General features: G+C 44.8%; 19 protein-coding genes and 6 tRNA genes. 14 read left to right on the forward strand and 11 right to left on the reverse strand.

The annotated features are described in order from the left end of the window. Nucleotides 1-45: 45 nt before the first annotated feature. Nucleotides 46-1,140 (forward strand): PLP-dependent cysteine synthase family protein, encoded by a 1,095-nt coding sequence (locus J4N40_RS11755; RefSeq protein ID WP_005389952.1) that lies wholly within the window; start codon nt 46-48, stop codon nt 1,138-1,140. Between the two features lie 61 nt (nt 1,141-1,201). Here the strand turns inward: J4N40_RS11755 and J4N40_RS11760 are convergent, their stop codons facing one another. After that, a complete protein-coding gene (locus J4N40_RS11760) occupies nt 1,202-1,519 on the reverse strand; it encodes a DUF1244 domain-containing protein (RefSeq protein WP_005378586.1) in 318 nt (105 codons plus the stop codon). A 214-nt stretch (nt 1,520-1,733) separates the two neighbouring features. Here J4N40_RS11760 and J4N40_RS11765 point away from each other — a divergent pair, with 214 nt between their 5' ends. After that, complete coding sequence (locus J4N40_RS11765; protein ID WP_033905033.1) at nt 1,734-2,309, forward strand: porin family protein; 576 nt, start codon at nt 1,734-1,736, stop codon at nt 2,307-2,309. Nucleotides 2,310-2,389: 80 nt separating this feature from the next. On the opposite strand, the gene vmeF is transcribed toward J4N40_RS11765, so the two are convergent. Further along, nucleotides 2,390-5,503 (reverse strand): multidrug efflux RND transporter permease subunit VmeF, encoded by a 3,114-nt coding sequence (gene vmeF / locus J4N40_RS11770; RefSeq protein WP_064353731.1) that lies wholly within the window; start codon nt 5,501-5,503, stop codon nt 2,390-2,392. Continuing rightward, nucleotides 5,503-6,597 carry an efflux RND transporter periplasmic adaptor subunit gene (locus J4N40_RS11775; protein WP_005378593.1) on the reverse strand — a complete coding sequence of 365 codons (1,095 nt, stop codon included), beginning with the start codon at nt 6,595-6,597 and terminating at the stop codon, nt 5,503-5,505. The genes vmeF and J4N40_RS11775 overlap by 1 nt, the downstream gene beginning before the upstream one ends. Nucleotides 6,598-6,881: 284 nt before the next feature. On the opposite strand from J4N40_RS11775, the gene J4N40_RS11780 reads away from it, so the two are divergent. The 6 genes from J4N40_RS11780 to J4N40_RS11805 all read left to right on the forward strand — a co-directional run bounded on the left by J4N40_RS11780 (nt 6,882) and on the right by J4N40_RS11805 (nt 7,812). Next, nucleotides 6,882-6,966, forward strand: a tRNA-Tyr gene (locus tag J4N40_RS11780). Between the two features lie 84 nt (nt 6,967-7,050). Beyond that, a tRNA-Tyr gene (locus J4N40_RS11785) sits at nt 7,051-7,135 on the forward strand. 84 nt (nt 7,136-7,219) lie between these two features. Beyond that, nucleotides 7,220-7,304: transfer RNA gene (locus tag J4N40_RS11790), tRNA-Tyr, on the forward strand. Between the two features lie 84 nt (nt 7,305-7,388). Further along, nucleotides 7,389-7,473: transfer RNA gene (locus J4N40_RS11795), tRNA-Tyr, on the forward strand. Nucleotides 7,474-7,558: 85 nt separating this feature from the next. Next, nucleotides 7,559-7,643, forward strand: a tRNA-Tyr gene (locus J4N40_RS11800). 84 nt (nt 7,644-7,727) lie between these two features. After that, a tRNA-Tyr gene (locus tag J4N40_RS11805) sits at nt 7,728-7,812 on the forward strand. A gap of 589 nt (nt 7,813-8,401) precedes the next feature. Here the strand turns inward: J4N40_RS11805 and J4N40_RS11810 are convergent. Next, nucleotides 8,402-9,274, reverse strand: coding sequence for a Tim44 domain-containing protein (locus J4N40_RS11810; RefSeq protein ID WP_250654255.1), 873 nt, complete (start codon nt 9,272-9,274; stop codon nt 8,402-8,404). A gap of 392 nt (nt 9,275-9,666) precedes the next feature. Between J4N40_RS11810 and J4N40_RS11815 the strand changes: the two genes are divergently transcribed. The 3 genes from J4N40_RS11815 (at nt 9,667) to J4N40_RS11825 (ending at nt 13,189) form a co-directional block, all read left to right on the forward strand. Continuing rightward, on the forward strand, nt 9,667-10,257 hold the full coding sequence (locus J4N40_RS11815; protein WP_005382308.1) for a TetR/AcrR family transcriptional regulator: 591 nt from the start codon (nt 9,667-9,669) through the stop codon (nt 10,255-10,257). A gap of 13 nt (nt 10,258-10,270) precedes the next feature. Further along, nucleotides 10,271-12,145 (forward strand): MFS transporter, encoded by a 1,875-nt coding sequence (locus tag J4N40_RS11820; protein WP_171346073.1) that lies wholly within the window; start codon nt 10,271-10,273, stop codon nt 12,143-12,145. 114 nt (nt 12,146-12,259) lie between these two features. After that, nucleotides 12,260-13,189: a YeiH family protein gene (locus J4N40_RS11825; RefSeq protein WP_115385833.1), complete on the forward strand. Its 930-nt coding sequence runs from the start codon at nt 12,260-12,262 to the stop codon at nt 13,187-13,189. Here the strand turns inward: J4N40_RS11825 and J4N40_RS11830 are convergent. The 7 genes from J4N40_RS11830 to J4N40_RS11860 all read right to left on the reverse strand — a co-directional run bounded on the left by J4N40_RS11830 (nt 13,186) and on the right by J4N40_RS11860 (nt 20,697). Further along, nucleotides 13,186-13,374 (reverse strand): hypothetical protein, encoded by a 189-nt coding sequence (locus tag J4N40_RS11830; protein WP_005382314.1) that lies wholly within the window; start codon nt 13,372-13,374, stop codon nt 13,186-13,188. The genes J4N40_RS11825 and J4N40_RS11830 overlap by 4 nt on opposite strands. Nucleotides 13,375-13,474: 100 nt before the next feature. After that, the gene (gene menE, locus J4N40_RS11835) at nt 13,475-14,902 is read right to left on the reverse strand and encodes an o-succinylbenzoate--CoA ligase (RefSeq protein ID WP_171346072.1); all 1,428 of its coding nucleotides are present in this window, start codon (nt 14,900-14,902) and stop codon (nt 13,475-13,477) included. After that, nucleotides 14,887-15,876 (reverse strand): o-succinylbenzoate synthase, encoded by a 990-nt coding sequence (gene menC / locus J4N40_RS11840; protein ID WP_149191942.1) that lies wholly within the window; start codon nt 15,874-15,876, stop codon nt 14,887-14,889. Before menC ends, menE begins: the two co-directional genes overlap by 16 nt. 125 nt (nt 15,877-16,001) lie before the next feature. Beyond that, nucleotides 16,002-16,868: a 1,4-dihydroxy-2-naphthoyl-CoA synthase gene (gene menB / locus J4N40_RS11845; RefSeq protein WP_171346070.1), complete on the reverse strand. Its 867-nt coding sequence runs from the start codon at nt 16,866-16,868 to the stop codon at nt 16,002-16,004. Beyond that, a complete protein-coding gene (gene menH, locus J4N40_RS11850; RefSeq protein WP_170893736.1) occupies nt 16,861-17,688 on the reverse strand; it encodes a 2-succinyl-6-hydroxy-2,4-cyclohexadiene-1-carboxylate synthase in 828 nt (275 codons plus the stop codon). The genes menB and menH overlap by 8 nt, the downstream gene beginning before the upstream one ends. After that, nucleotides 17,675-19,393 carry a 2-succinyl-5-enolpyruvyl-6-hydroxy-3-cyclohexene-1-carboxylic-acid synthase gene (menD, locus tag J4N40_RS11855; RefSeq protein WP_171346069.1) on the reverse strand — a complete coding sequence of 573 codons (1,719 nt, stop codon included), beginning with the start codon at nt 19,391-19,393 and terminating at the stop codon, nt 17,675-17,677. The genes menH and menD overlap by 14 nt, the downstream gene beginning before the upstream one ends. Further along, a complete protein-coding gene (locus tag J4N40_RS11860) occupies nt 19,390-20,697 on the reverse strand; it encodes an isochorismate synthase (protein ID WP_171344887.1) in 1,308 nt (435 codons plus the stop codon). Before J4N40_RS11860 ends, menD begins: the two co-directional genes overlap by 4 nt. A 217-nt stretch (nt 20,698-20,914) precedes the next feature. On the opposite strand from J4N40_RS11860, the gene J4N40_RS11865 reads away from it, so the two are divergent. From J4N40_RS11865 to J4N40_RS11875, 3 genes are all read left to right on the forward strand, one after another. Then, entirely contained in the window at nt 20,915-22,129 is a 1,215-nt protein-coding gene (locus tag J4N40_RS11865; RefSeq protein WP_005384283.1) for a pyridoxal phosphate-dependent aminotransferase, read from the forward strand. Between the two features lie 91 nt (nt 22,130-22,220). Then, nucleotides 22,221-22,805, forward strand: a complete 585-nt coding sequence (gene yfbR / locus J4N40_RS11870) for a 5'-deoxynucleotidase (protein WP_017634778.1) — start codon at nt 22,221-22,223, stop codon at nt 22,803-22,805. A gap of 15 nt (nt 22,806-22,820) precedes the next feature. Further along, complete coding sequence (locus tag J4N40_RS11875) at nt 22,821-24,143, forward strand: anti-phage deoxyguanosine triphosphatase (RefSeq protein WP_017634779.1); 1,323 nt, start codon at nt 22,821-22,823, stop codon at nt 24,141-24,143. The last annotated feature ends 4 nt before the right edge of the window (nt 24,144-24,147 follow it).

Consider the following 24,147-nt stretch of genomic DNA (forward strand, 5'->3'; position numbering starts at 1 on the left):
ATCCCTATCTAATACTTATCTATCGATTTCCCAAGGAGAGACGCCATGTGTACTGACCACAATTGGATCAACAATGCAGTGCGTAAAATTGAAGCAGACTTCCAACGTTCTGCTGATACTCACTTATTTAAACTCGAACTACCTTCTCTTGATGGTATCGATATCTATCTAAAAGATGAGAGTACGCACCCTACAGGCTCTCTTAAGCATCGATTGGCGCGCTCATTGTTTCTTTATGCTATTTGTAATGGATGGATTGGTCCTGAAACCACTGTAATCGAGGCGTCCTCAGGCAGCACTGCCGTTTCGGAAGCGTATTTTGCGCGTTTACTTGGCTTACCGTTCATTGCTGTTATGCCGAAAACCACTGCACGTAAAAAGATCGAACAAATTGAATTTTACGGTGGTAAAGCGCACCTTGTTGAACGATCAGATCAGATTTATGACGAGTCTCGACGCTTGGCTCAAGAGCTAAATGGTCACTACATGGACCAGTTTACTTATGCTGAACGTGCTACTGACTGGCGCGGTAACAACAACATCGCGAACTCTATCTTTAGCCAAATGGAGTTAGAAGATCACCCGATTCCTAGCTGGGTAGTGATGAGTCCTGGAACAGGCGGCACATCAGCAACCATTGGCCGTTTTATTCGTTACCAAAAATACGACACTAAGCTTTGCGTGGTAGACCCTGAAAACTCAGTGTTTTACGATGCTTTCCAGTCAGGAAATCACTCATTGAAAGGCGATACTGGCAGCAAAATTGAAGGTATCGGGCGACCACGTGTCGAACCAAGTTTTATTGCTGGTGTCATTGATGAAATGCGCAAAATTCCAGACGCAGCCAGTGTGGCAACCGCCCATTGGGTATCTCAGCTGATTGGGCGTAAAGTCGGCGCATCAACAGGCACCAATCTTTACGGTGTGCTGCAATTGGCTTGTGAGATGAAACAACGCGGTGAGAAGGGTTCTATCGTGACGCTTCTATGTGATTCTGGAGAGCGTTACCTAGATACGTATTATGACTTAACATGGGTAAAAGAGAACATCGGCGATATTCAACCTTACTTAGCTCAACTCGAAGTCATTCAAGCAAAAGGTTGCGTTGAGCCAGCTTGTTGCGGCTCAACTAACGCTTAACGTGCAAACTGGACTTTAAAAAACAGCCCAACTTCATGCGGGCTGTTTTTATCGTTGGGTTTTACTTTTTCTGGCGCGCTTCAAACGCAGCCAATTGTTCTGGCGTTGCCGCTGGTTGATGATTTTGTTTCCATTCATCGTAAGTCATGCCGTAAACACGTTCGCGAGCGTCATCAATATCTAAATCCAAACCGAGATTTTCAGCCTCAGATTTATACCATTTGCTAAAGCAGTTGCGACAGAAGCCCGCAAGGATCATCAGGTCGATGTTTTGTACGTCTTTGTTGGCATCTAAATGCGCCAATAAACGGCGAAATGTCGCCGCGTCTAACTTATCTTGTTCTTCTTGAGTCAAGTTTTTGTATTTGAATTCAGCCACTTTCCTTTCCTTCTCTCTTCTTTAGCTAGCTTTCGTCACCATATCTAGTTAGTCGGTAGTCATGAGTAATAAGTATGCTTTAGCGCAACAATTCCCATTCTAAAATCACTACCTTTGATAAAAGCTGATATGATAATTACCATCCATCCTATTGATTAAATTAACATTTAAACAAATCATTACAACGGTCTTTTACCAAGGTTATCGTCTAGTTATGAAAAACGCCATTCTATTATTGTCTGCCTTGACCATTAGCGTGCCAACTTTAGCTGCTCAAGAACAAGCTCATCAATCTTATTTTTATCTGGGTACTGGTAACGTTGGTTTTGATACACCGTATTTCGGCTCGGATAGAGACAATGAGTGGTCAACACCACATATCACAGTTGGCTGGGGTTACCATGTAAACCAATACCTCGCGTTTGAAGGGGTTCTGCGCTATTCACAAAATGAACTTAAGAACGATGCTCTAAAAACTGACTTAGATCTTCACTATTACCAAGCAGGTATGTCTGCTGTTGTAACGAGTGATGACTTAGGCGATACGCCACTATCACTATTCGGTCGCGTAACAGCGCTTGGCACTCAAGCCGAAATGTACGTACCAAACGAACAAAAAGTCACAGATGATTCAGGCGCACTATTCAACATCGGTGCTGGTGTCCATTGGGATATGAGTACAGATATCTGGTTACGCGCAGAGTACATTTATAATGTCGCGGATATGGGTTTTGAAGATTTTTACGACAGCTACGAAGGTGTACAAATCAGCCTAGGGAAACGCTTCTAATCGAACGCTTCCGAGCTAACTTTAAACCGATAAAGAGAAGCCGAGGTTATTACCTCGGCTTTTATGTTTTAACGTTTGATTTAAGGGTGCGCTATACGGCCCTTCGTATCATGGCTAATTGCTTTTTTTAACTCTGCTTCTACATGACCTGGTGCTTGTGTTTTCGCCGAAATCAATCGGTACATTGCCGGGATAACAAACAAGGTCACCAATGTCGCAAACCCCATCCCGAAAAAGATTACCGTACCCACGGCAATACGGCTCTCATAACCCGCCCCTGTCGATACTATCAACGGAATTGCGCCAGCAAGTGTGGTAAACGCAGTCATCAAGATTGGACGTAGACGTCGCGCAGCTGCATCAATGATCGCTTTTTCAAACCCAACGCCACGATCACGTAGCTGATTGGCAAATTCTACGATCAAAATACCGTTTTTCGTCACCATACCAATCAACATGATCATGCCGATCTGGCTATAAATATTCATACCTTGGCCCATAATAACCAAACCAAGGAAGCCACCAAATACACCCATCGGCACCGTAAACATGACCACTAACGGGTTTACGAAGCTTTCAAACTGAGCCGCCAACACGAGATACGCCACTAGTAGTGCCAATGCAAACACAACAGCAACACTCGCTTGGTTCTCTTTAAAGTCTTTCGACTCCCCCGAATAACTCACCGAAATGTCACCCGGTAAGTTGTCGATGGCTTCCTGGTCTAGGTAATTCAGCGCATCTCCTAATGTATAACCTTCCGACAGGTTGGCAGTAATAGTGATGGACTTCTGTTTGTTGTAGTGAGAAAGACGAATAGAGGCCGCCACTTCTTCAATTTTTGTGACCGCATCTAACGTCACTAGCTGACCGCTATTCGTGCGCAGATAAATCTGACTTAAATCTGCAGCATTATTAAAGCTATTTTCATCACCGCGAAGATACACATCGTACTCTTCGCCACGTTCAACATAAGTCGTTTCGCTTTTACCACCGAGCATGATTTCTAGGGTGTCAGAAATGTCTTTAACACTGACTCCTAGCTCTGCGGCACGCTGTCGGTCAACTGTAACCAATAACTCAGGCGTTTTTTCCGAGTAATCTATCTCTGCTCCTTCCATCATTGGTGATTCTTCTGCTTTGTTCTTTAGCATTTCAGCCCAAACAACGAGCTCATCGTAATCAGAGCCGCCTAATACGAACTGAACTGGCTCACTCGAACCACCTTGGAAACCTGGCATAAATGGGAACACTCGAACATCTGGGATACCTGCCAATTCTTTCCGTACTTTGTTAAGGGCTTGCTGAGCCGTGATATCACGTTCGTTCCAATCTTCTAGAATCATGATCACAAAGCCTGTCTGGTCTCCTGCCTGGCCACCAAACGCTGGCGTTTGGATGCTGAATGACTTCAGATAACCTTGCCCTAGTAATGGCATCAATCGGTCTTCGACAATATCCATATTGGCTGACATACGATTGTATGACGTAGCGTCTGCACCGCGCACAAACGCGAATATCACACCGCGATCTTCTTGTGGGGTCAGCTGGGCCGGTACCTGATTCATCAAGAAATAGCTACCGCCCAAACAAGCTAGAATCACCAGAGGAGCAGCCCAACGTACTTTCAATGCACCTTTCAATAATGCGCGATAGCCACTCTCAAGCTTGCTAAACAAGCGATCAACCGCTTCATTGAATCGATTTGGTTTTACATTCGCTTTCAAAATCTGACTACCTAATACAGGAGTCAGCGTCAGGGCAATCAAAGAGGAGAATATGACCGACATAGCCAGCAATACAGAAAACTCTGTAAATAGTAGACCTACCATGCCATCCATAAAAGAGATCGGTAAGAACACCATCACCAGCACTAATGTTGTTGCTATAACAGCAAAACCAACCTCTCTTGTGCCTTTATATGCGGCGAGTAATGGCGATTCACCGCGTTCAATATGGTGGAAGATATTCTCTACAACCACAATTGCGTCATCCACCACCAAACCAATCGATAATATCAACGCCATCAAGGTGATCAAGTTGATAGAAAACCCAAAGTAGTACGCGGCAATGAACGAAGAAATCAGAGAAACAGGTACCGTAACCGCAGGAATTAAGGTTGCACGAGCTTGGCCGATAAAAATGTACAATACCAAAATCACCAAGCCGCCCGTGATAAATAGCGTGCTGTACACCTCTTCGATTGAACGCTCGATAAACACTGTCGCGTCGTAATCTATCGCAAGACGTGTACCTTCTGGTAAGAACTTCTGGATGTTATCGACTTCAGACCTAACCAGCTTCGCTACTTCTAACGGGTTTGCGTCTGACTGCGGTACCACACCAAGACTGATGTTTACTACACCATCACTTTTGAAGGTTGAGTTTTCGTTTTCTGCACCAATGAAGACATCTGCTACATCTTTTAAATAGATAGGTGTATTGTCGCTTGCGCGTTTAATGACAAGATATTGAAAATCTTCAGGCGTGTTATAAGTACGAGCCGTACGCACGGACATTACTGTTGAGTCGTTGCGAACTTCACCACCTGGGCTTTCTAGGTTCTCACTTCGTAAAGCTGATGTAATGTCCGAAGCTGTAACTGAACGTCCAGCCATTAGTTCTGGCTTAAGCTTCACGTACATGACCTTGTACAAACCACCGGAGAGATCAATGGAGCTAACCCCAGAGATCAGGCTAAAGCGGTCCATCAATACACGTTCGGCATAATCGGTTAATTGAGTACGGTCCATCTCTGCAGAACTGAGATTGATGTAGAGCGACGCCTCTCCCGAGCCATTGTTCTTATAAACAATAGGGTCATCCGCTTCATCAGGTAGCGAGCGCTGAGCACGAGCTACGGCATCACGCACGTCGCTCACACCTGTGTTGAGATCGTAACCTAACTCAAACGTGATCGTGATACGCGACATGCTGTTACGAGTAGTGGAGCTAATTTCATCAACTCCACTGATCCCAGAAAGCTGGTCTTCCAAAACAGAGGTAATTTGGCTTTCAATAATAGTCGCCGATGCACCCTCATAACGCGTACTGATAGAAACGACTGGGCTTTCTATATCAGGCATTTCACGAACGGCTAATTTGGTGAATGACACAAAGCCAAACACACACAACAGCATGCTCAGAACCAACGCCGCGACAGGGCGTTTAACTGAAACGTCGGACAGTAACATTAGTTTTCTTCCTCATCCGATTCACTGTCATTGCGTGTCACATCCGTGGTGTTCGCTTTTAGTGGCGCGACAATTTCTTTCACTTCGACACCATCACGCATGTTAACAATGCCTTGAACCACAATCTTGTCACCAATCTCAACACCAGATTCGATCACCACCTCGTTACCAACACGAGCACCTAGCGACACTTCTTGACGAGTAGCTTTGTTATTTTCATCAATTACATATACAAAACGTTTAGTTCCGGAGTATTCAAGTGCTTGAACAGGAATGATTGGCGCCTTAATAGCAGGAAATGCTAGTGAAGCGTTCATCAACATGCCCGGCTTCAATTGATTTTCTGGGTTATCAAACTCAATACGCACGCGAAGATTCAGTGTTTCGGCGCTGATCCGCGTATCAATACCTGTGACTTGACCAGTAAAGGTCTGGCTACCCCATGCACTGGTTTTAGCGATGACTTCCATACCAATAGAAAGCATCGATAAATAGCGCTCCGGTACTTGTAAATCCAGTTCCATGACGGAAAGATCATCCAACGTCAAAAGTTCAGTACCCGCACTGACCATTTTGCCGCGGCTAAAATCGATAAAACCAACAGTGCCAGAAAATGGGGCAGTAATATGGAGGTCAGCTAAATTGGCTTGAGCAGCATCAAGCCTCGCTTGTGCTATTTCAACACTGGCTTTTTGTGCATCGATTTCAGTTTGAGTAATCGCATTCCGCTTAACCAAACGTTGGAACTCTTTTAACTTACGCTGTTCATCTTTAAGGTACGCCTTTGCCTCAATCAAAGCGGCTTGAGCCTTATCGTCATCTAACTTAATTAATAGCTGGTCTTGCTGGACATTTTGATTCGCTTTAACAGCGATTTGATTCACTTTGCCGGCGACTTCCGATGCGACAACCACAGACTCCGCTGCCTTTAATTTGCCGATAAGAGTTAAGGATTGATTGATCTCGTGCGTTTCTACTTGTTCAGTCACAACGGTAACCGCTGAGCCTCCTCGCATCGCAGCGCAAACCGATGGAGAACTCAGTAATATAGAAAGCGTTAAAACAGATAACGATAACGTGGCTTTCATGCTCATGATATTGACTTCTAAACGAATAAACTTATGTCATTAAACTGCTTACAGTTTATCAGTAGATACGGTGTTTAACGTCAAGTAGTGTAAATTCAAGTAAAAAGCGCGCTTCTCTTCTGTTCAAAGGACAAACAAAACGCTGACTTTCTACCATCTTTGCCCAAAAAGACAGCATTCAACGTAAAAACGTAAGAAAAACGCTTTACAGCCTGAGCGAGTTTGCTATGATTCGCTCCGCACTTGGGAGATGAGTTGGGAAAACATCTTACTAAGTATAAAAATCCTCTGGAGGGGTTCCCGAGTGGCCAAAGGGAGCAGACTGTAAATCTGCCGGCACTGCCTTCGATGGTTCGAATCCGTCCCCCTCCACCATATTCTTTCTTATGTTTTTCCTTTAAACGTGAGAACAACTTGAAAGCTAGGTTGGGAAACTAACTTTTAAGTATACAACACCCTGGAGGGGTTCCCGAGTGGCCAAAGGGAGCAGACTGTAAATCTGCCGGCACTGCCTTCGATGGTTCGAATCCGTCCCCCTCCACCATATTCTTTCTTATGTTTTTCCTTTAAACGTGAGAACAACTTGAAAGCTAGGTTGGGAAACTAACTTTTAAGTATAAAACACCCTGGAGGGGTTCCCGAGTGGCCAAAGGGAGCAGACTGTAAATCTGCCGGCACTGCCTTCGATGGTTCGAATCCGTCCCCCTCCACCATATTCTTTCTTATGTTTTTCCTTTAAACATGAGAACAACTTGGAAGCTAGGTTGGGAAACTAACTTTTAAGTATAAAACACCCTGGAGGGGTTCCCGAGTGGCCAAAGGGAGCAGACTGTAAATCTGCCGGCACTGCCTTCGATGGTTCGAATCCGTCCCCCTCCACCATATTCTTTCTTATGTTTTTCCTTTAAACATGAGAACAACTTGGAAGCTAGGTTGGGAAACTAACTTTTAAGTATAAAAATACCCTGGAGGGGTTCCCGAGTGGCCAAAGGGAGCAGACTGTAAATCTGCCGGCACTGCCTTCGATGGTTCGAATCCGTCCCCCTCCACCATATTCTTTCTTATGTTTTTCCTTTAAACGTGAGAACAACTTGAAAGCTAGGTTGGGAAACTAACTTTTAAGTATAAAACACCCTGGAGGGGTTCCCGAGTGGCCAAAGGGAGCAGACTGTAAATCTGCCGGCACTGCCTTCGATGGTTCGAATCCGTCCCCCTCCACCATATTGAAGAAGCCAGCTCATTGAGTTGGCTTTTTTCGTTTCAGGATCTTGATAGCATAGTCCTACTACCACGAACCTTTCACTCCTCACCGAAACTCTGCTCGATTTAATACCTATCACAGTAAATAAGTGATCAGAAATAGCGTAGGGAAAATGCTTGAGAACAAGGCGCAATTTTTCGATAAGTAGTTATTCTGCAATCAAAAATTGCAACGCAGTTATCGAGTATTTTAACAAGCTAGAATGACCAGTTATTTACTACGATTGGTATAACCTATACTCAATCTCACTAAAGCAACCAACCCCATGTGAAGCTCCACAAACAAAAGGCTGAGGAGCAGATCTTTACCCTACAAACAATGTACTAGCTATTTTGATTTTGTTAGTTCGTATGGCCTTAATATGAATGTTCAATATAACTAGGAAAACACTTGAGGACTTACTAGAAAAAGTGGGTTCGCAAAATTACCAAACGGACTCAATTAGTGATGTTTGTATAAAAACACGTACAAGAAATATAAATGATAGATACAAAAAATCCCGCAGGGGATGCGGGATTTTTACTAGTGACTAAATTGGTTTAAAGGTGACTAGCCTTGAATACCAACGATTAACCATGGCGCATTAGGCGCAGTCAAGTCACGCTCTAGGTGCCAGATATCTTCGATTTCTTCTTCAACACCTTCTACTGTGTCACGGTAACGACCGCTAAACTGCAGACTAAGCTGTGCTTTATTTGCATCGTAATCAGCACGGACGATCTCCGCATCAACGTACATTACGTCAGTATGCTGCTCACCGTCGAGCTTCGCGCGCTCTGCTTTTAGGTCTTCAAACAAGCTTGGAGAAACATATTCTTCAATAGTTTCTAGCTGGTTGTGATTCCACGCACCTTGCAGGATTCGATAGTGTTCACGAGAACCATTAATGAACGCTGCTTGGTCAAAACCCGGTGGGTAGTTATGTGGTACGTCTGTTTGAGCGCCAAAACCACCAAAGCCACCATTATTTGTGTTTGGTTGTTGCTCAAAGTTTTGCATGTTTGGTTGCTTAAACTTAGATGCGTTGCCACCAAATGCAGGCTGTTGACGATGCTGGTTCATACTGCCCTGCTTCGCACCTAGCATACCGCGCATTAGTTTAAAGATGACAAAGGCAATCAAACCAATAATTAGGATATCCATAAACTGGATACCTTCAAAAGCACCGCCAAAGAATGCAGCAAGTAGACCACCAGCCAGAAGTCCGCCTAGCAGACCACCCATAAGGCCTTTCTTACTTGAAGACTTTGTCGTCTGATCTTTGCCGACCGTATTGGTGTTTTGTTGCTGTTGTTTCGGTGCTGGTGCGGTTTTGTAGCTCTTACCGAAAGACTTACTGCCACCAAACTTCTTCGCTTCCGCGATAGGCGTTACAGCAACAGTAAACATCAATAAAGCAACAATAGAAAATAAACGTTTCATCGTTATCCTTAAAGTTAGCTATCTAAGATAGTGCCCCATTTTCAAGACGAAACAATCGTTGTTTCAAACAGTAGCACGCCAAAGATGATTTTTAAGTCATCATACTCTGTATACCGATTGATGAAAATAGCTTATAGAAGCTGACATGTATCAGAATATTGCCAAAAATGCAGACTGCTCACACTGCTTACAATTCAGCTGAAGGCGCTTGATCAATGTAAAAAAAGTATGGAATAAGTTCACTAATACTCCAGATTGTTTTACTTGAATTAGAATCAGTGACACAGCTCAGAATCCTACACCTTGAGGGCACTTGGACACATTGCCTTGTTGACGGTTAATAGGTAGCTGACTATCATATTGAACGATGTTCAATAAAGTAGTTTGAGAGTATGGCGCGCAGAAACGATCACACCCGAGAAGAGTTAGTGAATTTGACGTTAACAACGGTCAAAAACTTTTTAGATGAGAATTCTTACCACGAACTCAGTCTTCGTAAAATCGCTAACATGATTGGTTACGTGCCAAGCACATTGGTAAATGTTTTTGGTAATTATAATTTGTTGTTGCTTCATGTTGTCGCTCAAACTTTAGATGAGTTATCTCAAGAAGCACGCAAAGCGACTAATGACAGCAAAGACTCCCATCAAGCGCTTTTTGAACTCGCTTATTGCTACCACGATTTTGCTCAAAAACACCCATACCGTTGGCAGTTAGTGTTCGAACACAACATGAATGGAGCAGAACTTCCGGAATGGCATGCCAAACGTATCGATGGTATGACGGGAATGCTAGAGTCACTATTGGCTCAAATCGCACCACATCGTACTGAATCCGAAGTGATTCAAGCGAGTCGAGTCCTTTGGTCTGGCGTACATGGCATTACTTTACTCAGTGTTGATGATAAGTTTTTCTCTAGTGAACCGATTGATGGCAAAGAGTTGATCAGTAATCTTCTTTCCAACTACCTCACGAACTGGTAACAAAGGATTATACATGTCATCCGACAGACAGCCGTCCTTACTTACGCAGAGAAAATTCCTGCCCTATTTCATTACTCAATTTCTTGGCGCTTTTAACGACAATATTTTTAAAAACGTTTTGCTGTTGTTTGTCGCATTCGCTGGCTCCAGTGCACTGCCTATTTCGAGCAATTTGTTCATCAACCTTGCGGCAGGCTTGTTCATTCTACCGTTCTTTCTGTTCTCTGCTTCCGCTGGCGTATTAGCCGACAAATATGAAAAGTCATGGTTTATTCGTAAGGTCAAACTATTTGAAATAGCCATCATGCTGTTAGGTGCCATCGGATTCATAACCGAAAGTTATGGTGTGCTTTTATTGCTACTGTTTTTAATGGGCACACAGTCAGCATTTTTTGGCCCAGTTAAATATGCCCTTTTGCCTCAAAAGTTAAATGCTAAAGAATTAGTGCCCGGCAACGCTCTTGTTGAAGCTGGTACCTTTATCGCCATCCTTATTGGCACCTTAGGCGCTGGGATTATAGCCTCTGCAGACAACGCAAAATACCTCGCCGCATTTTGTGTCGTGATCTTCGCATTGTTAGGCTACTTGTCGAGCCGCTCAATCCCCTTTGCTGCAGCCAGCGCGCCCAATCTCTCTTTTCGTTGGCAACCATATAAGCAAACCAAACACACGCTCTCTATCGCCAAATCCGATCGAGTTGTTTTTCAATGCATAATGGCAATAAGCTGGTTTTGGTTTTTAGGCGCCGCATATCTAACACAATTCCCGAATTTCACTAAGATTTACCTAAATGGCACCGAGAGTGCGGTGTCTTTCTTGCTCGCTCTATTTTCCATTGGTATCGCGCTAGGGTCGCTACTTTGCAATTGGATCTCAAACCATCGTATCGAAGTCGGTATTGTGCCAATTGGTGCCTTTGGCATTACGGTATTTGGGTACCTAATGGCCACTTCCATTCCCAATGATCTACCTATTTTCCATAACTTTGTAGACTTCTTTAGATATGAGCCTTTTTGGCCATTATTTTTCTACCTATTGATGATTGGCGCTTCGGGCGGTTTGTTTATCGTGCCTCTTTACGCATTAATGCAGCATCGAGCAAAGGAAACCGAACGTGCTCAAGTCATCGCAGGGCTCAACATCTTTAACTCTCTGTTTATGGTCGGCAGCGCTGTCTTGGGTATTGTGTGCCTAAGTGTAATCAAGATGACAATTCCTCAGCTGTTTGCATTGTTAGCCATTTTAAATTTCTTAGTCGCCGCTTACATCTTTTTGCAAATTCCTATTTTTGTAGTTCGCTTTGTCATGTGGATGCTTACGCACACCATCTATCGAGTTAAGCATAAGAATCTACACAACCTACCCGAGCATGGTGGGGCATTGATTGTATGTAATCATGTAAGCTACATGGATGCATTGCTACTTAGTGCCGTATGCCCAAGGTTGATTCGTTTTGTGATGGAGGAAGATTACGCCAACCTACCTCCATTAAGGCGCTTTTTACGTCGAACTGGGGTAATTCCAATTTCAGCGAGTAACAGAAGCTCTATCAGACGTGCATTTAACGATGTGGAAGCTGCGCTAAGCGAAGGTCATATCGTCTGTATTTTCCCTGAAGGAAGATTAACTTCAGATGGTGAAATGAATGAATTCATGCGCGGTATTGATATAATCCTACGTCGTAGTCCAGTACCTGTCATACCTGTTGCACTTAAAGGCTTATGGGGAAGCTATTTCAGCCGCGCAAAAGGTCGCGCATGCTGTGGCTTACCGACTCGATTTTGGTCAAAGCTAGAAATAGAGGCAGGACAACCGGTGCCACCAAACGAGGCAACGGCAAAAACAATGTTCGATAAAGTGCATCAACTTAGAGGCGACTGGCGATAAATACACTTGAACACATGTTTAGGATAACTGAACATGTGTTCAAATCATTAAGACAAACTGACCACACCCAGTGCGATATACTCTCCCTTTCATTCACAACAGCGAATAAAAACCTTGAATAGAAACTACCTCCTGTTTGGATTGGCGTTACTTTTTTGTCTAACCCCTCTTGCCTCCTCTCCCATTGCTCTAGTTATCGGTTTTCTACTCGCAAGTTTTGGTTTTGTGCCTTCCGAGCTGCCCATCGCTTCTTTTACTAAAAAGCTGCTGTCTTACTCGATTATTGGCTTAGGCTTTGGCATCAACTTTGAGCAAGCACTTACAGTCACATCGGATGGTATCGGCCTGATCATCGCCACTATTACAGGCACACTGATCATGGGCACTCTCATTGCCAGGGTAATTAAATTGGAGCGAGTAACCGCTTACTTAATCTCATCAGGTACTGCAATTTGTGGTGGTAGCGCAATTGCTGCTGTGGCACCGGCGATTAAAGCGAAAGACGAGCAGATTGGATTAGCACTGGCAACAGTGTTTGTCCTGAACTCCATTGCACTCTTTGTGTTTCCTGTGATTGGACATGCTTTAGGGCTAGATCAACACACGTTTGGCACATGGGCTGCGATTGCCATTCATGACACATCTTCTGTTGTCGGGGCTGCCTCGGCCTATGGGGAAGAAGCACTAACGACGGCAACAACATTGAAACTCGCGCGCGCTTTATGGATCATTCCTGTTGCTTTGATCAGTGCCGTCATCTTTTCAAGAGGCCAAAAAGAGAATGGAAAGAAAAAACTAGCTATCCCTTATTTCATTTTTTGGTACTGTGCAGCTATCGCGTTTAGCGACTTCTTTCCTCAATTTGAAATGGTCTATCACGGCATTTTCATTGGAGCAAAGCAAGCGTTGGTTGTATGTCTGTTCTTGATAGGTTGCAGCATTTCAATTTCAAAACTAAAGTCAGCTGGAGCTAAGCCGCTGTTGTTTGGTGTGACTCTGTGGGTGTTAATTTCGACCACTTCTCTAAGTTGGTTACTGTTTTAGATATTGGTGGTCTGCTTATCGCGTTGAGGGGACGGCATTTCCCGTTTGCTATTTTTGTATATAACGACCAACGCAATAGCGATCAAAAATGCCGTTAGCTCTGCAAGAGAGCGGGCTAGCCCTTCACTACTTATCGCGATACCAATTTGTAGTGCTACTGCCGCAATTAAAACTAGCTTTGCCATCCTGAACCTTATGCATTTTCTCTCCACGAAGAAGCATAATTATGATTCAGAGTTATAAGGATACGAAATTCTCTTTATGACTAATACATAGCAAAATTGACTAATGCTGAAGTGATGACAGCAGCCACTCTTTCACTGCCTTACGCGAAATTTTGATCCCACCTTCTAGTAGAGTTTGTGGCATTACGTGGTATTCCACTGGCCATTTAAACTTCTCTAATTTTGATTGCAAATGCTGGTCATACTCCGATTTGCTGCGCAATCCATTGGTCTGAATCACAGCTACTGGTCTATGACCAAACTCCGCGTCTTCGACTGGAACCACTATACTCTGCACTACACCATCAATTTGGTTCAAAGCGGCTTCAATCTCTTCACAATGGATATTCTCACCACCAGAGATAAACTGATTGTCGGCACGGCCGATTATCTTTAATTCATCACCTTGCCACTCGCCAAGATCTTTGCTGTCAAACCAGCCTTTCTCATCCAGAAATGGGGTAACATGTCCTTGATGGAAATACCCTGCCGCTAATGTCTTACCGCCAACAAAAATGCGTTGGTCAACTAATTTTATCTTACGGTGCTTCAATACATGTCCAGCATTACTGGTGCTGTCAATTCTCTTTGCGGTAACGGTAGAGGCCGCCTCCGTCATCCCATAACCTAACCATGTCTCAATGCCTTGCCCTGTTGCTCGTAGTGCCAACTCGTGATCAACGTGGCTGCCGCCCAGTAGCACATGTGTCAATGACAAATGTGCATCATCATCCAATAACCGTTTGAGCTGAGTCGCAACCAAAGAAGCGTGTGATACGCCCTGAACATCATCAACAAGTTTCCCTGAACCGACTTTTAGTGTTGCTCCGACATATAGCCAACGATAGACAATCGCTAATCCAGAGACGTGATACAGCGGAAGCGATAACAGCCAAGCATCTTGCTGAGTGAAAATGAACTCCTGCAACAAGCCCTCTGCAGACGCAAGATGCTGTCGATGTGTATGAACCACAGCTTTAGGCTCCCCTGTAGAGCCAGAAGTAAATACTACTGAAGCGAGCCGGTCATGATGATAGCTATCTTCAGTCAACGAATCACTCTCTTGCTGTGATACTACAGGCGGTGAAAGCAATGTTGCCTTGAGTTTTTGTATATCATGTTCAGAAAAGGTCGAAGCGCACTCCTGAGAAAACCAGATAAACCGAGTTTGATCAGGCCTGTAAAGTGTAGCAAGCTTACCCTGCAACTTATCTAGTGGTTGTTCCATGGTCAGCGCAGCGAGCGCACCCAACTGTTTGGAGGCAAGATAAAACAACAGTGTTTCTACTTGGTTCTTGCCAACCAAAGTCAGCACATCCCCCCGAGTTACACCCAAGTCATTCAAATAGTGAGTGTATTGGTCAATACGCTTCGAGAGTTGTTGCCAGTTTAATACTTCTGTTGATGTCTTGAGTGCAATAGAAAAAGGGCTCGTTTGAGCCCAATATTTCCATGGTGCCTTCGCAATATTGTCTACGCAGAATGCCACACAATCTCCTGGTCTTTTAGAGGAAGAACGGGAAGTTCACACTTAGGCCAGCCCTGCTCTAGCTGAGCTTTGAATAAGCCAATCGTATCCAAACCTGGAACTTCATCAGGCAGCTGCCATTGGGCAAAGCGCGCTAATTGAGTTAAACCGAGACTGGATTCAATGCTCGAGCTAATCACTGCTTTCATCCCTAGTGACTTCGCTTTCTTTATCAGTGTAATACAAAAATCCACTGAACCAATGAGTGTGGGTTTGATGATGATCGTTTTCACACCAGTTAGATCTTCAAGACGGAAATCTTCACGACGAACCGCATCTTGCAATGTTTCATCCCAAGCGATAGCAATACCAGTATTAATCGCAAAAGAGAGACTATCGCCAGGAGAGCGGCACGGCTCTTCCAAAAAGGTAATGCGCTGACGCAAAGACGGAGTAATGTATTTAGCAAACTGCTGCGCTTTTTCTGGTGTCCAACCGCGGTTTGCATCAAGTCGAAGCGTTAATTGAGGGATTGATTCAAGAAAAAGGTTCACAAGCATGCCATCGCGAATTGGCTCATAAAGTCCAACTTTCACCTTAGCGACTTTCTCACCTTCCATTTCGTTCAGCTTTGGAATGAGCTCATCTGGGTCGCCAGTGCATAGTGGCGCTGTTTGGTATTTACCTTGTTGTGGTAAGCCACCAGCTAATTCAAGCTGTGCCATCGATAAACCAAACGCAACCGACGGGTACATATTGGCATAATCCACATCCAACTCTGCAACCCAACGCTCCGCCTGTTCTTGTAGCTGAACACCCGCATCTTCGGCGCTCTCTAAGCTAAAACCAGGAAGAGGAGCGACTTCTCCAAGCCCTGTTTTACCATCTTCGGAAAGCGCAACAACATAACCAACACGTTCGGTTAGCTTGTTGTCACGTAGGATGACACCACTATCCATGGGCAAGCTATAACGATAAATTTTCGCTTCACGCATAATTCAAGTCCTATGTAATGCCGTATATTTGAGCGCTCTGACGAGCAATCCCACCAGCCTCCCAGAGGGCGAGGCGCTCAGGAAAAAAGGAACAGAGGAGCTAACACGCTCCTCATTTAGACGGATTATGGGTTGCGAGGGAATTTATCGAAGTCTGGGCGACGCTTCTCGTTAAAGGCGTTACGACCTTCTTGGCCTTCATCTGTCATGTAGAACATCATCGTTGCGTTACCCGCTAGCTCTTGCAGACCCGCTTGACCATCACAATCTGCGTTTAATGCAGCTTTCAGGCAGCGCAATGCCATTGGGCTGTGCTGTAGTACTTCACGACACCAACGAACGGTTTCTTTCTCTAGATCCGCTAGTGGTACAACTGTGTTTACTAGGTCCATGTCTACCGCTTCTTGAGCATTGTAGAAACGACATAGGAACCAAATTTCGCGAGCTTTCTTTTGGCCTACGATACGAGCCATATAAGATGCGCCCCAACCGCCGTCAAATGAACCCACTTTAGGGCCTGTTTGACCAAATTGAGCGTTGTCAGCTGCAATTGTTAGATCACACATCATATGCAGTACATGACCACCGCCAACAGCCCAACCAGCTACCGATGCGATCACTGGTTTTGGACAAGTACGAATATCGCGTTGGAAGTCCAATACGTTGAGGTGATGTGTGCCTTGGTCGTCTTTATAGCCGCCGTAGTCGCCACGGATCTTCTGGTCGCCGCCAGAACAGAATGCGTCTTCACCTAGACCTGTCAGAATGATCACGCCAACACCAGAGTCGTAACGCGCATCTGCCAACGCATCAATCATCTCTTTTACCGTTTGAGGACGAAACGCGTTACGCACTTGAGGACGCGCAATGGTGATTTTCGCGATACCATCTTCAGACTTATGGTAATGAATGTCCTCGTATTTCTCGCCGCAATCTTTCCATTGAACCGGAGCGTAAAGTTCTTCTTCAGAAATGCCTACTGTTTTAGCCATGGTGATTCCCATTGTTCTCGTTACTCTCACCAAAGTGAGACTGAATTATTTGCTTGGTATGTATCGCAAACTGTTTGGGCTGCTCTTGATGGACGTTATGACCAGCGCCTTCAACTTGTCGATACGCCAACCCGCTACGTTGTGCCAGTTGGCTAAATTTTTGGTCTTTCTCACCGCACAAGTAATACACTGGTATGTTCTGCTTTTGCAGTGAGGGCAACAAATATGCCTGTTTGGCTAACGATGTCGCCATCAACATATTCGCCACCGCTGAGCCAAGATTATCACTTCGCTTCGCAATGAATGTTTGTCTTTGCTCATGGTTTAGTGAAGAAAACACCGCTTGTTGGTACCAATCGTTCAAAACACGTTCAAGTGGTTCAGTTTTGAAACGCATTGCCCAGCGAGCATCATTCTCTAATCTCACCTGTTTCTCTGACTCAGTTTGAAGCCCGAAGTTTCCCCCTTCAATAATCGCGCCTGCAATATTGAGATCTGGAAAGCATTGATGGGCAATACCATGCATCGCAATGCGGCCGCCCATAGAGTATCCAATCAAAATAAGTGGTTGTTGTGAGGGAAATAATAAAGATAGTGTGGAACCAAGAAGTTTGCAGCAATCATTTAAATCGCAGCAAAAAATAGATTGGCTGCGTCCGTGACCAGGAAGGTCAACCGTAACACGCTCATATTCGGGTAATGCATTTAAACACGCGAACCAATCGGTAGCGCTACCGAGTAAGCCATGCAAAAACACCAAAGTGGGCAACGTTCTACTTTGGTGTTTTTCTAATACAGGGAAACGTTCAAAGTAAAGCATTCAGACTCTTATTAAATGCCTTGAGTGTCTCAGCAGCTTGGTTAGATGGGGTTTGAACCTCGACCAGCAACGTTCCTTGGCCGTGACATAAATGCTCTTTTACAGATGATTGGAATTGCTCCAGTGTAGAAACATGCAAATACGCCAAACCAAACTGCTTTGCCGCGTGTTCAAACTGATAACCATGAGGCATTTGATAATATGTCGTCCTGCGCTCTGGTGGTACTGGCAACATATCAAAAATCGCACCGCCGTCATTATTGGTAACAACAAGTACCGCCGGCAGTTTATTGTGAGAAAATAGCGCCAGAGAATTGAGATCATAAAGTGCTGCTGTGTCACCGATATACATCAGTAACGGATTACCTCTTGCCCGTTGCACGCCTGATGCCGCAGCAAACAAACCGTCAATCCCTGACGCGCCTCGATTAGTGAAAACCTCTACACCATCCAATTTTCCGTACATATCAACAAGCCGAACAAACAAGCTATTACCCAAGAAAACATCTACGTTCTTTGTGCGCTCGTTGATGTCTGCTGCCAACGCAATTTCGTCAATGGCAGACGCTGAATCAGATAGGAAGGCTTCTTCGATACGTTGATGAACTCGCTTAACGTCATTCGCTAACCTATCAGCCCACCCAGCAAATATTGACTTCTCAAAACTAATGCGAGAAACCCACGTTTTAGGAGGCTCAACCCAGTGCATTTGCGCCAGATGATTTTGGTTATTCCGGTCCATACAAGGTGAGACATACCAATACTGAACGTCTTTACTTTGTTGATTTTTCGATACTTGTTTATCAATCCATTGGTTCAAACGTTTGGAGATGATTCGGCTACCAAATTGGATAATAAGTTCACAAGATTCAAGCTCGTTTGCGAACTCGGGAAGTTGAAGCCATACATCGTAATACGCCCAATCCGAACTGAGACCACTTTGCGGGTCTGCAAGTACTGGCCATCCCATCTTTTGTGCAAATGCCTGCGCCGACTTCGCTTGTTCAAGCGGTAAGCTGCCAATCACAACCAAGCCTTTTTTGTCCGAAAAAGGCGGGATGTTCGCCTGTGACAAATGGCTAAAACGCTGAGTATAAGTGCCGCTTCCTTTTCGCCATCCGGCGACCGAATCTAAGTAGGTTTGATAATCCGCTTTTGCGCCGTTGGAATACAAAGGCTCTGGAAATGCACAATTAATATGAACAGCACTACCCTGCAATTGCTGAGTAAACATCACTTCGTCAACAGAGGTCAGCAACCAGTTAAGCGACGTTGCTAAATTTGGGCTTGGTAAATTCAAACTGGCCGAAACATGATGTGAAAAAATACCCAATTGATTTATCGCTTGGTTTGCACCACAGCCGACAAGTTCTACTGGACGATCTGCTGTCAGCAGCACCAGCTTTTCACCAGTAAGTTTGGCTTCGGCAACCGACGGTAGTAAGTTCGCCACTGCCGTACCAGAGGTAACGATAATTGCCACTGGCTCCTGAGTAGCTTTCGCTAAACCAAGAGCCATAAAGCCCAGTCCACGCTCATCAAAATGAGTATGAATGGAAAAGTCGGACTGTTCTGCCGCTTCTAAAGTTAAAGGAGTAGAACGAGATCCGGGAGCGATACAAACATGCTTAACGCCAAATCGCTGAAGCTCAATCAATATGGTTTCTGACCAAACTCGATTGAGCACCGCTTGGTCATGACTCATGATGCGACTCCCAATGGCGGATGATCAGAAATCAGCGTAAGTAACGTCGACATTTTCTTATCAAGTTCTGCCCACTCATGTTCTGCCACAGAACCAGGCACAATACCTGCGCCCGCAAACAGTTGTACTTGATCACCGAGCACAAGCGCGCTTCTGATTGCGACACAAAACTCTGCTCGTTCATGGCTTATGTAACCCATTGACCCCGCGTACCAGCCGCGTGCAAAGGGCTCATTATCAAGAATAAACTGCATGGACTCTTGTCGGGGTAAGCCAGCAACCGCCGCTGTTGGCTGAAGCGCCGATAACAACTGAACACCATTTATCCCCGCTCTTAGACTAGCGTGAATATTTCGCTTAAGGTGCTGCACTTTTCGTAGTCTGACCAAACTCGGTTCAGCTTCCACTTCAACCATTTCAGAATGCGGTGATAGACGATCAATGATGTCGTCCACCACATACTGGTTTTCGTTGAGGTTCTTTTGGTCTTGGGATAACCAATTCGCCAACTCCATATCTTGAGTGGCATTGTCTCCCCGACCAATCGTACCTGCTAACGCTTCGGTATGTAGCTCATGCCCTACGCGAGAATACAAACGTTCTGGCGTAGACCCCATAAAACTGTGCTTACTGTCTAAGCTCAGCATGAAATGGAAGCTATGATGGTTATTTAAGTAACTTGCTTTAAGTAGCTGTGCAGCACTTAATGTGTTATCAAGCTGCACGGTAGAGCGACGCGCTAAAACCACTTTCTTAAAATCATCATTCTCTATACCAGTCAGAACCTTATGAACTAACTCATTCCATTGAGGCTGACTTGGCGTATGAACAATAGAGCGGATGTGAGACGAAATTGGAGCTAAGGTTGCGACCTCACAAACCAGTTTATTCAACCCAGCTAGAGTTCGCGCTTTGTCTTCTGAAATATTAACTGCGAGAGACCACTGTTGGTCAAAACGAATTAACTCAATTTGAGGCAAAAAGAAAAAAGAAGGCATACAGCGACGATTCTTCTCATGCTGTCCATCAAAAGAGCGCCCGCCCCAGACTCTTTGCCCTTCACCTAGAATGGTATAAGCAGGACCTGGCTCAACAAAAGCGTGCAATTGCCCTAGTGCAACGACCTCTTCACGTGTATCGCGGGACTGCCAATAAAACTTAGGGAAAAGTGGTTGTGCATCAAGCCAATCAATAAATGAGAAATTAGGTTTCTCGCTAAGGGGCTCGACCAGACGTGTTTGATTGCCTTCCGATTGCTGAACTCGCTCGATAATTCTCTTTACGGCTTGATGGAACTGTGACAAATCAACCTCGTTGTATGTGAGGATAAATGGTAACTGACGGCTACTCTAAGTTTAGACCCAAAGCAAATCAAGGTCGTATGCGATCTTTTGCAAAATCCTGTGATAGCAAGCGAGCAAAACTTAACCAGCAGACAGATTATTTACAGATATATATTCTAATAAAAAACAAATTATTGTATTTTAATAAAGAAATTAACCAATTTTTAGGAATTAAACAATGCAAAATATCGGGATGTCGTCAAAACTCGACAATGTCTGCTACGACATTAGGGGTCCTGTACTCAAACATGCTAAGCGCATGGAGGAAGAAGGGCATAAAATCCTAAAGCTAAACATTGGTAACCCTGCCCCATTTGGTTTTGACGCCCCTGATGAGATTTTAGTCGACGTGATTCGTAATCTGCCGACTTCTCAAGGCTATTGTGATTCCAAAGGCATTTACTCTGCTCGTAAAGCTGTGGTCCAACACTATCAGCGTAAAGGTATACGCTCGCTAGATGTCGAAGATGTGTATGTAGGTAACGGCGTGTCTGAGTTGATCGTAATGGCCATGCAAGCGCTATTAAACAATGGCGACGAAATGCTGATCCCAGCACCAGACTATCCGTTATGGACAGCTTCAGTTGCACTATCTGGTGGTAAGCCGGTTCATTATCTATGTGATGAAGAGGCTGACTGGTACCCAGACCTTGAAGACATCAAAAAGAAAATCACACCAAAGACACGTGGCATTGTTCTGATCAACCCGAACAACCCGACAGGTGCGGTATACAGCCGTGACTTCCTACTTGAAGTGATTGAGATAGCACGCCAGCACAAACTGATCATTTTCGCAGATGAGATCTACGACAAAGTGTTGTACGACGGTGCAACACATACCTCAGTCGCCACACTCACTGAAGACGTGCTAGTCATGACATTCAATGGCCTTTCAAAAGCCTACCGTGTTTGTGGTTTCCGTGGTGGCTGGATGTTCCTAACGGGGCCTAAACATCTGGCTCAAGGGTACGTGAATGGCTTGGAGCTGCTTTCATCGATGCGTTTATGCGCAAACGTACCAATGCAGCATGCGATTCAAACCGCGTTAGGTGGATACCAGAGTATTAATGAACTGATTTTACCTGGCGGACGCTTATTAGAGCAGCGCAACCGAGCGTATGAACTGATCAATCAGATTCCTGGTGTTTCTTGTGTCAAACCTAAGGGTGCGATGTACCTCTTCCCGAAAATCGACACTAAAATGTACAACATCAAGAACGATCAGCAGATGGTTTTAGATTTCTTAAAACAAGAGAAGGTCTTACTGGTGCAAGGTTCCGGTTTTAACTGGCCAAAACCAGACCACTTCCGCATCGTGACACTACCGCACGTTGAAGATCTAGAAATCGCTATTGGACGTTTTGAAAGATTCCTATCAACCTACAGCCAGTAATGAATCACTGGTAGTAATTAGTGCTGATCTCTCATATGCTTAGAGGAACTCCTAGTGAGTTCCTTTTTTTACACCAGAAACGGAGGAAGCCATGAAAGAAAGCCATTTTTTCGCCCACCTGGCTCGAATGAAGCTGATCCAACGCTGGCCTTTAATGCGGTCCGTCTCACCAGAAAACGTTTCAGAGCATAGCTTACAAGTTGCTTTTGTCGCTCATGCCCTTGCCCTAATTAAAAACAAAAAGTTCGGCGGCAACCTTAATCCAGAACGCATCGCTATTCTTGCCATGTACCATGATTCCAGTGAAGTATTAACGGGTGATCTTCCAACTCCAGTGAAGTATTACAACCCTGAAATTGCCAAAGAATATAAGAAGATAGAATCGGCAGCGGAACAAAAATTACTCTCAATGTTACCGGAAGAGTTCCACGATGATTTTGCCCCCTATCTTCTTTCTCACTCTGCACACGAAGAGGACGCAAAAATCGTTAAGCAAGCCGATTCCATCTGTGCCTATTTAAAATGTCTTGAAGAACTAAGCGCCGGCAACCATGAGTTCGCTCTGGCAAAAAAACGCTTAGACGTCACTTTGCAAGAACGCAGAACGCCTGAAATGGATTACTTTCTCAATACCTTTGCCCCAAGTTTCGAATTATCGTTAGATGAAATCAGTTAGCTTACGGAGATAATCGTGTCGTTTGAATTACACCCGCAATGGCAAGAGCGCCATGATGATGAGCATAAAATCCGTCGAGACGACCATCGGAGCCCGTACCAACGAGACCGAGCGCGCATTCTTCACTCGGCTGCATTTCGACGCCTACAAGCAAAAACCCAAGTACACGGCAATAGCTTGGAAGACTTTCACCGCAGTCGGTTAACACACTCCTTAGAAGCGTCGCAACTAGGGACCGGTATCGTCGCCCAGTTAAAGAAAAAACAGCCAGAGTTCCGCGATCTATTACCATCAGACAGCTTAATTGATTCATTATGTTTGGCTCACGACATCGGGCATCCTCCATACGGTCATGGGGGAGAAGTCGCTCTAAACTACGTAATGCGCGAACATGGCGGCTTCGAGGGGAACGCCCAAACCTTTCGTATCGTCACTAAGTTAGAGCCTTATACTGAGCATTTCGGAATGAATTTATCACGCCGCACACTGCTTGGTTTGATTAAGTACCCTGCCCTCATTAGTCAAACACGCTCCGTCAAGTTGCCTCAACCAGCCGAGCATCAACGTAAACTAAAAGCAAAAGATTGGAGCCCAGCTAAAGGCATTTATGATTGTGATAAAGACTTATTTGATTGGGTAATTGCACCGCTTTCTGACAACGACAAGGCATTGCTTAGTCTGATGCGTTCAACGCCAGAATCGGAGTTTGAGCACAGTAAAACGCGTTTTAAATCACTCGATTGCTCAATCATGGAGCTAGCAGATGATATCGCCTACGGTGTTCATGATTTAGAAGATGCAATCGTACTTGGTATGGTGACACGTCAGCAATGGCAAGAAGGCGCAGCAAGTCAATTAGCGGACTGTGGCGACCCGTGGTTTGAAGCTCATATCGATTCCATCGGACAGATGCTATTTAGCGGTAAGCACCATGAGCGGAAAGATGCTATCGGTGGTATGGTTAACGCGCTACTGACCAGCATTTCAATCAAAACGGTGGATGAGCCGTTTAATAACCCGTTACTGTCTTGGAATGCGTGTTTAGAACCACAGATGGCACGTGCACTTGACGTACTCAAGCACTTTGTCAGCACCTTCGTTATCCAAGTCCCGCAGGTCCAGATCGTTGAGTATAAGGGTCAGCAAATTATTATGGATATTTTTGAAGCGTTAACAGCAGACCCAGAGCGATTACTACCCGTTCATACAAGAGATCTGTGGTGTCAGGCGAAGAGCGAGAGCAATAAAATGAGGGTCATCGCCGATTATATTTCTGCAATGACCGATGGTCACGCGCAAAAGCTACACCGCCAACTTTTCTCTTCCATCGTTCTTTAGTAAC

Origin of the sequence: Vibrio sp. SCSIO 43097, assembly GCF_023650755.1 — a bacterium.
Taxonomy (GTDB): domain Bacteria; phylum Pseudomonadota; class Gammaproteobacteria; order Enterobacterales; family Vibrionaceae; genus Vibrio; species Vibrio alginolyticus.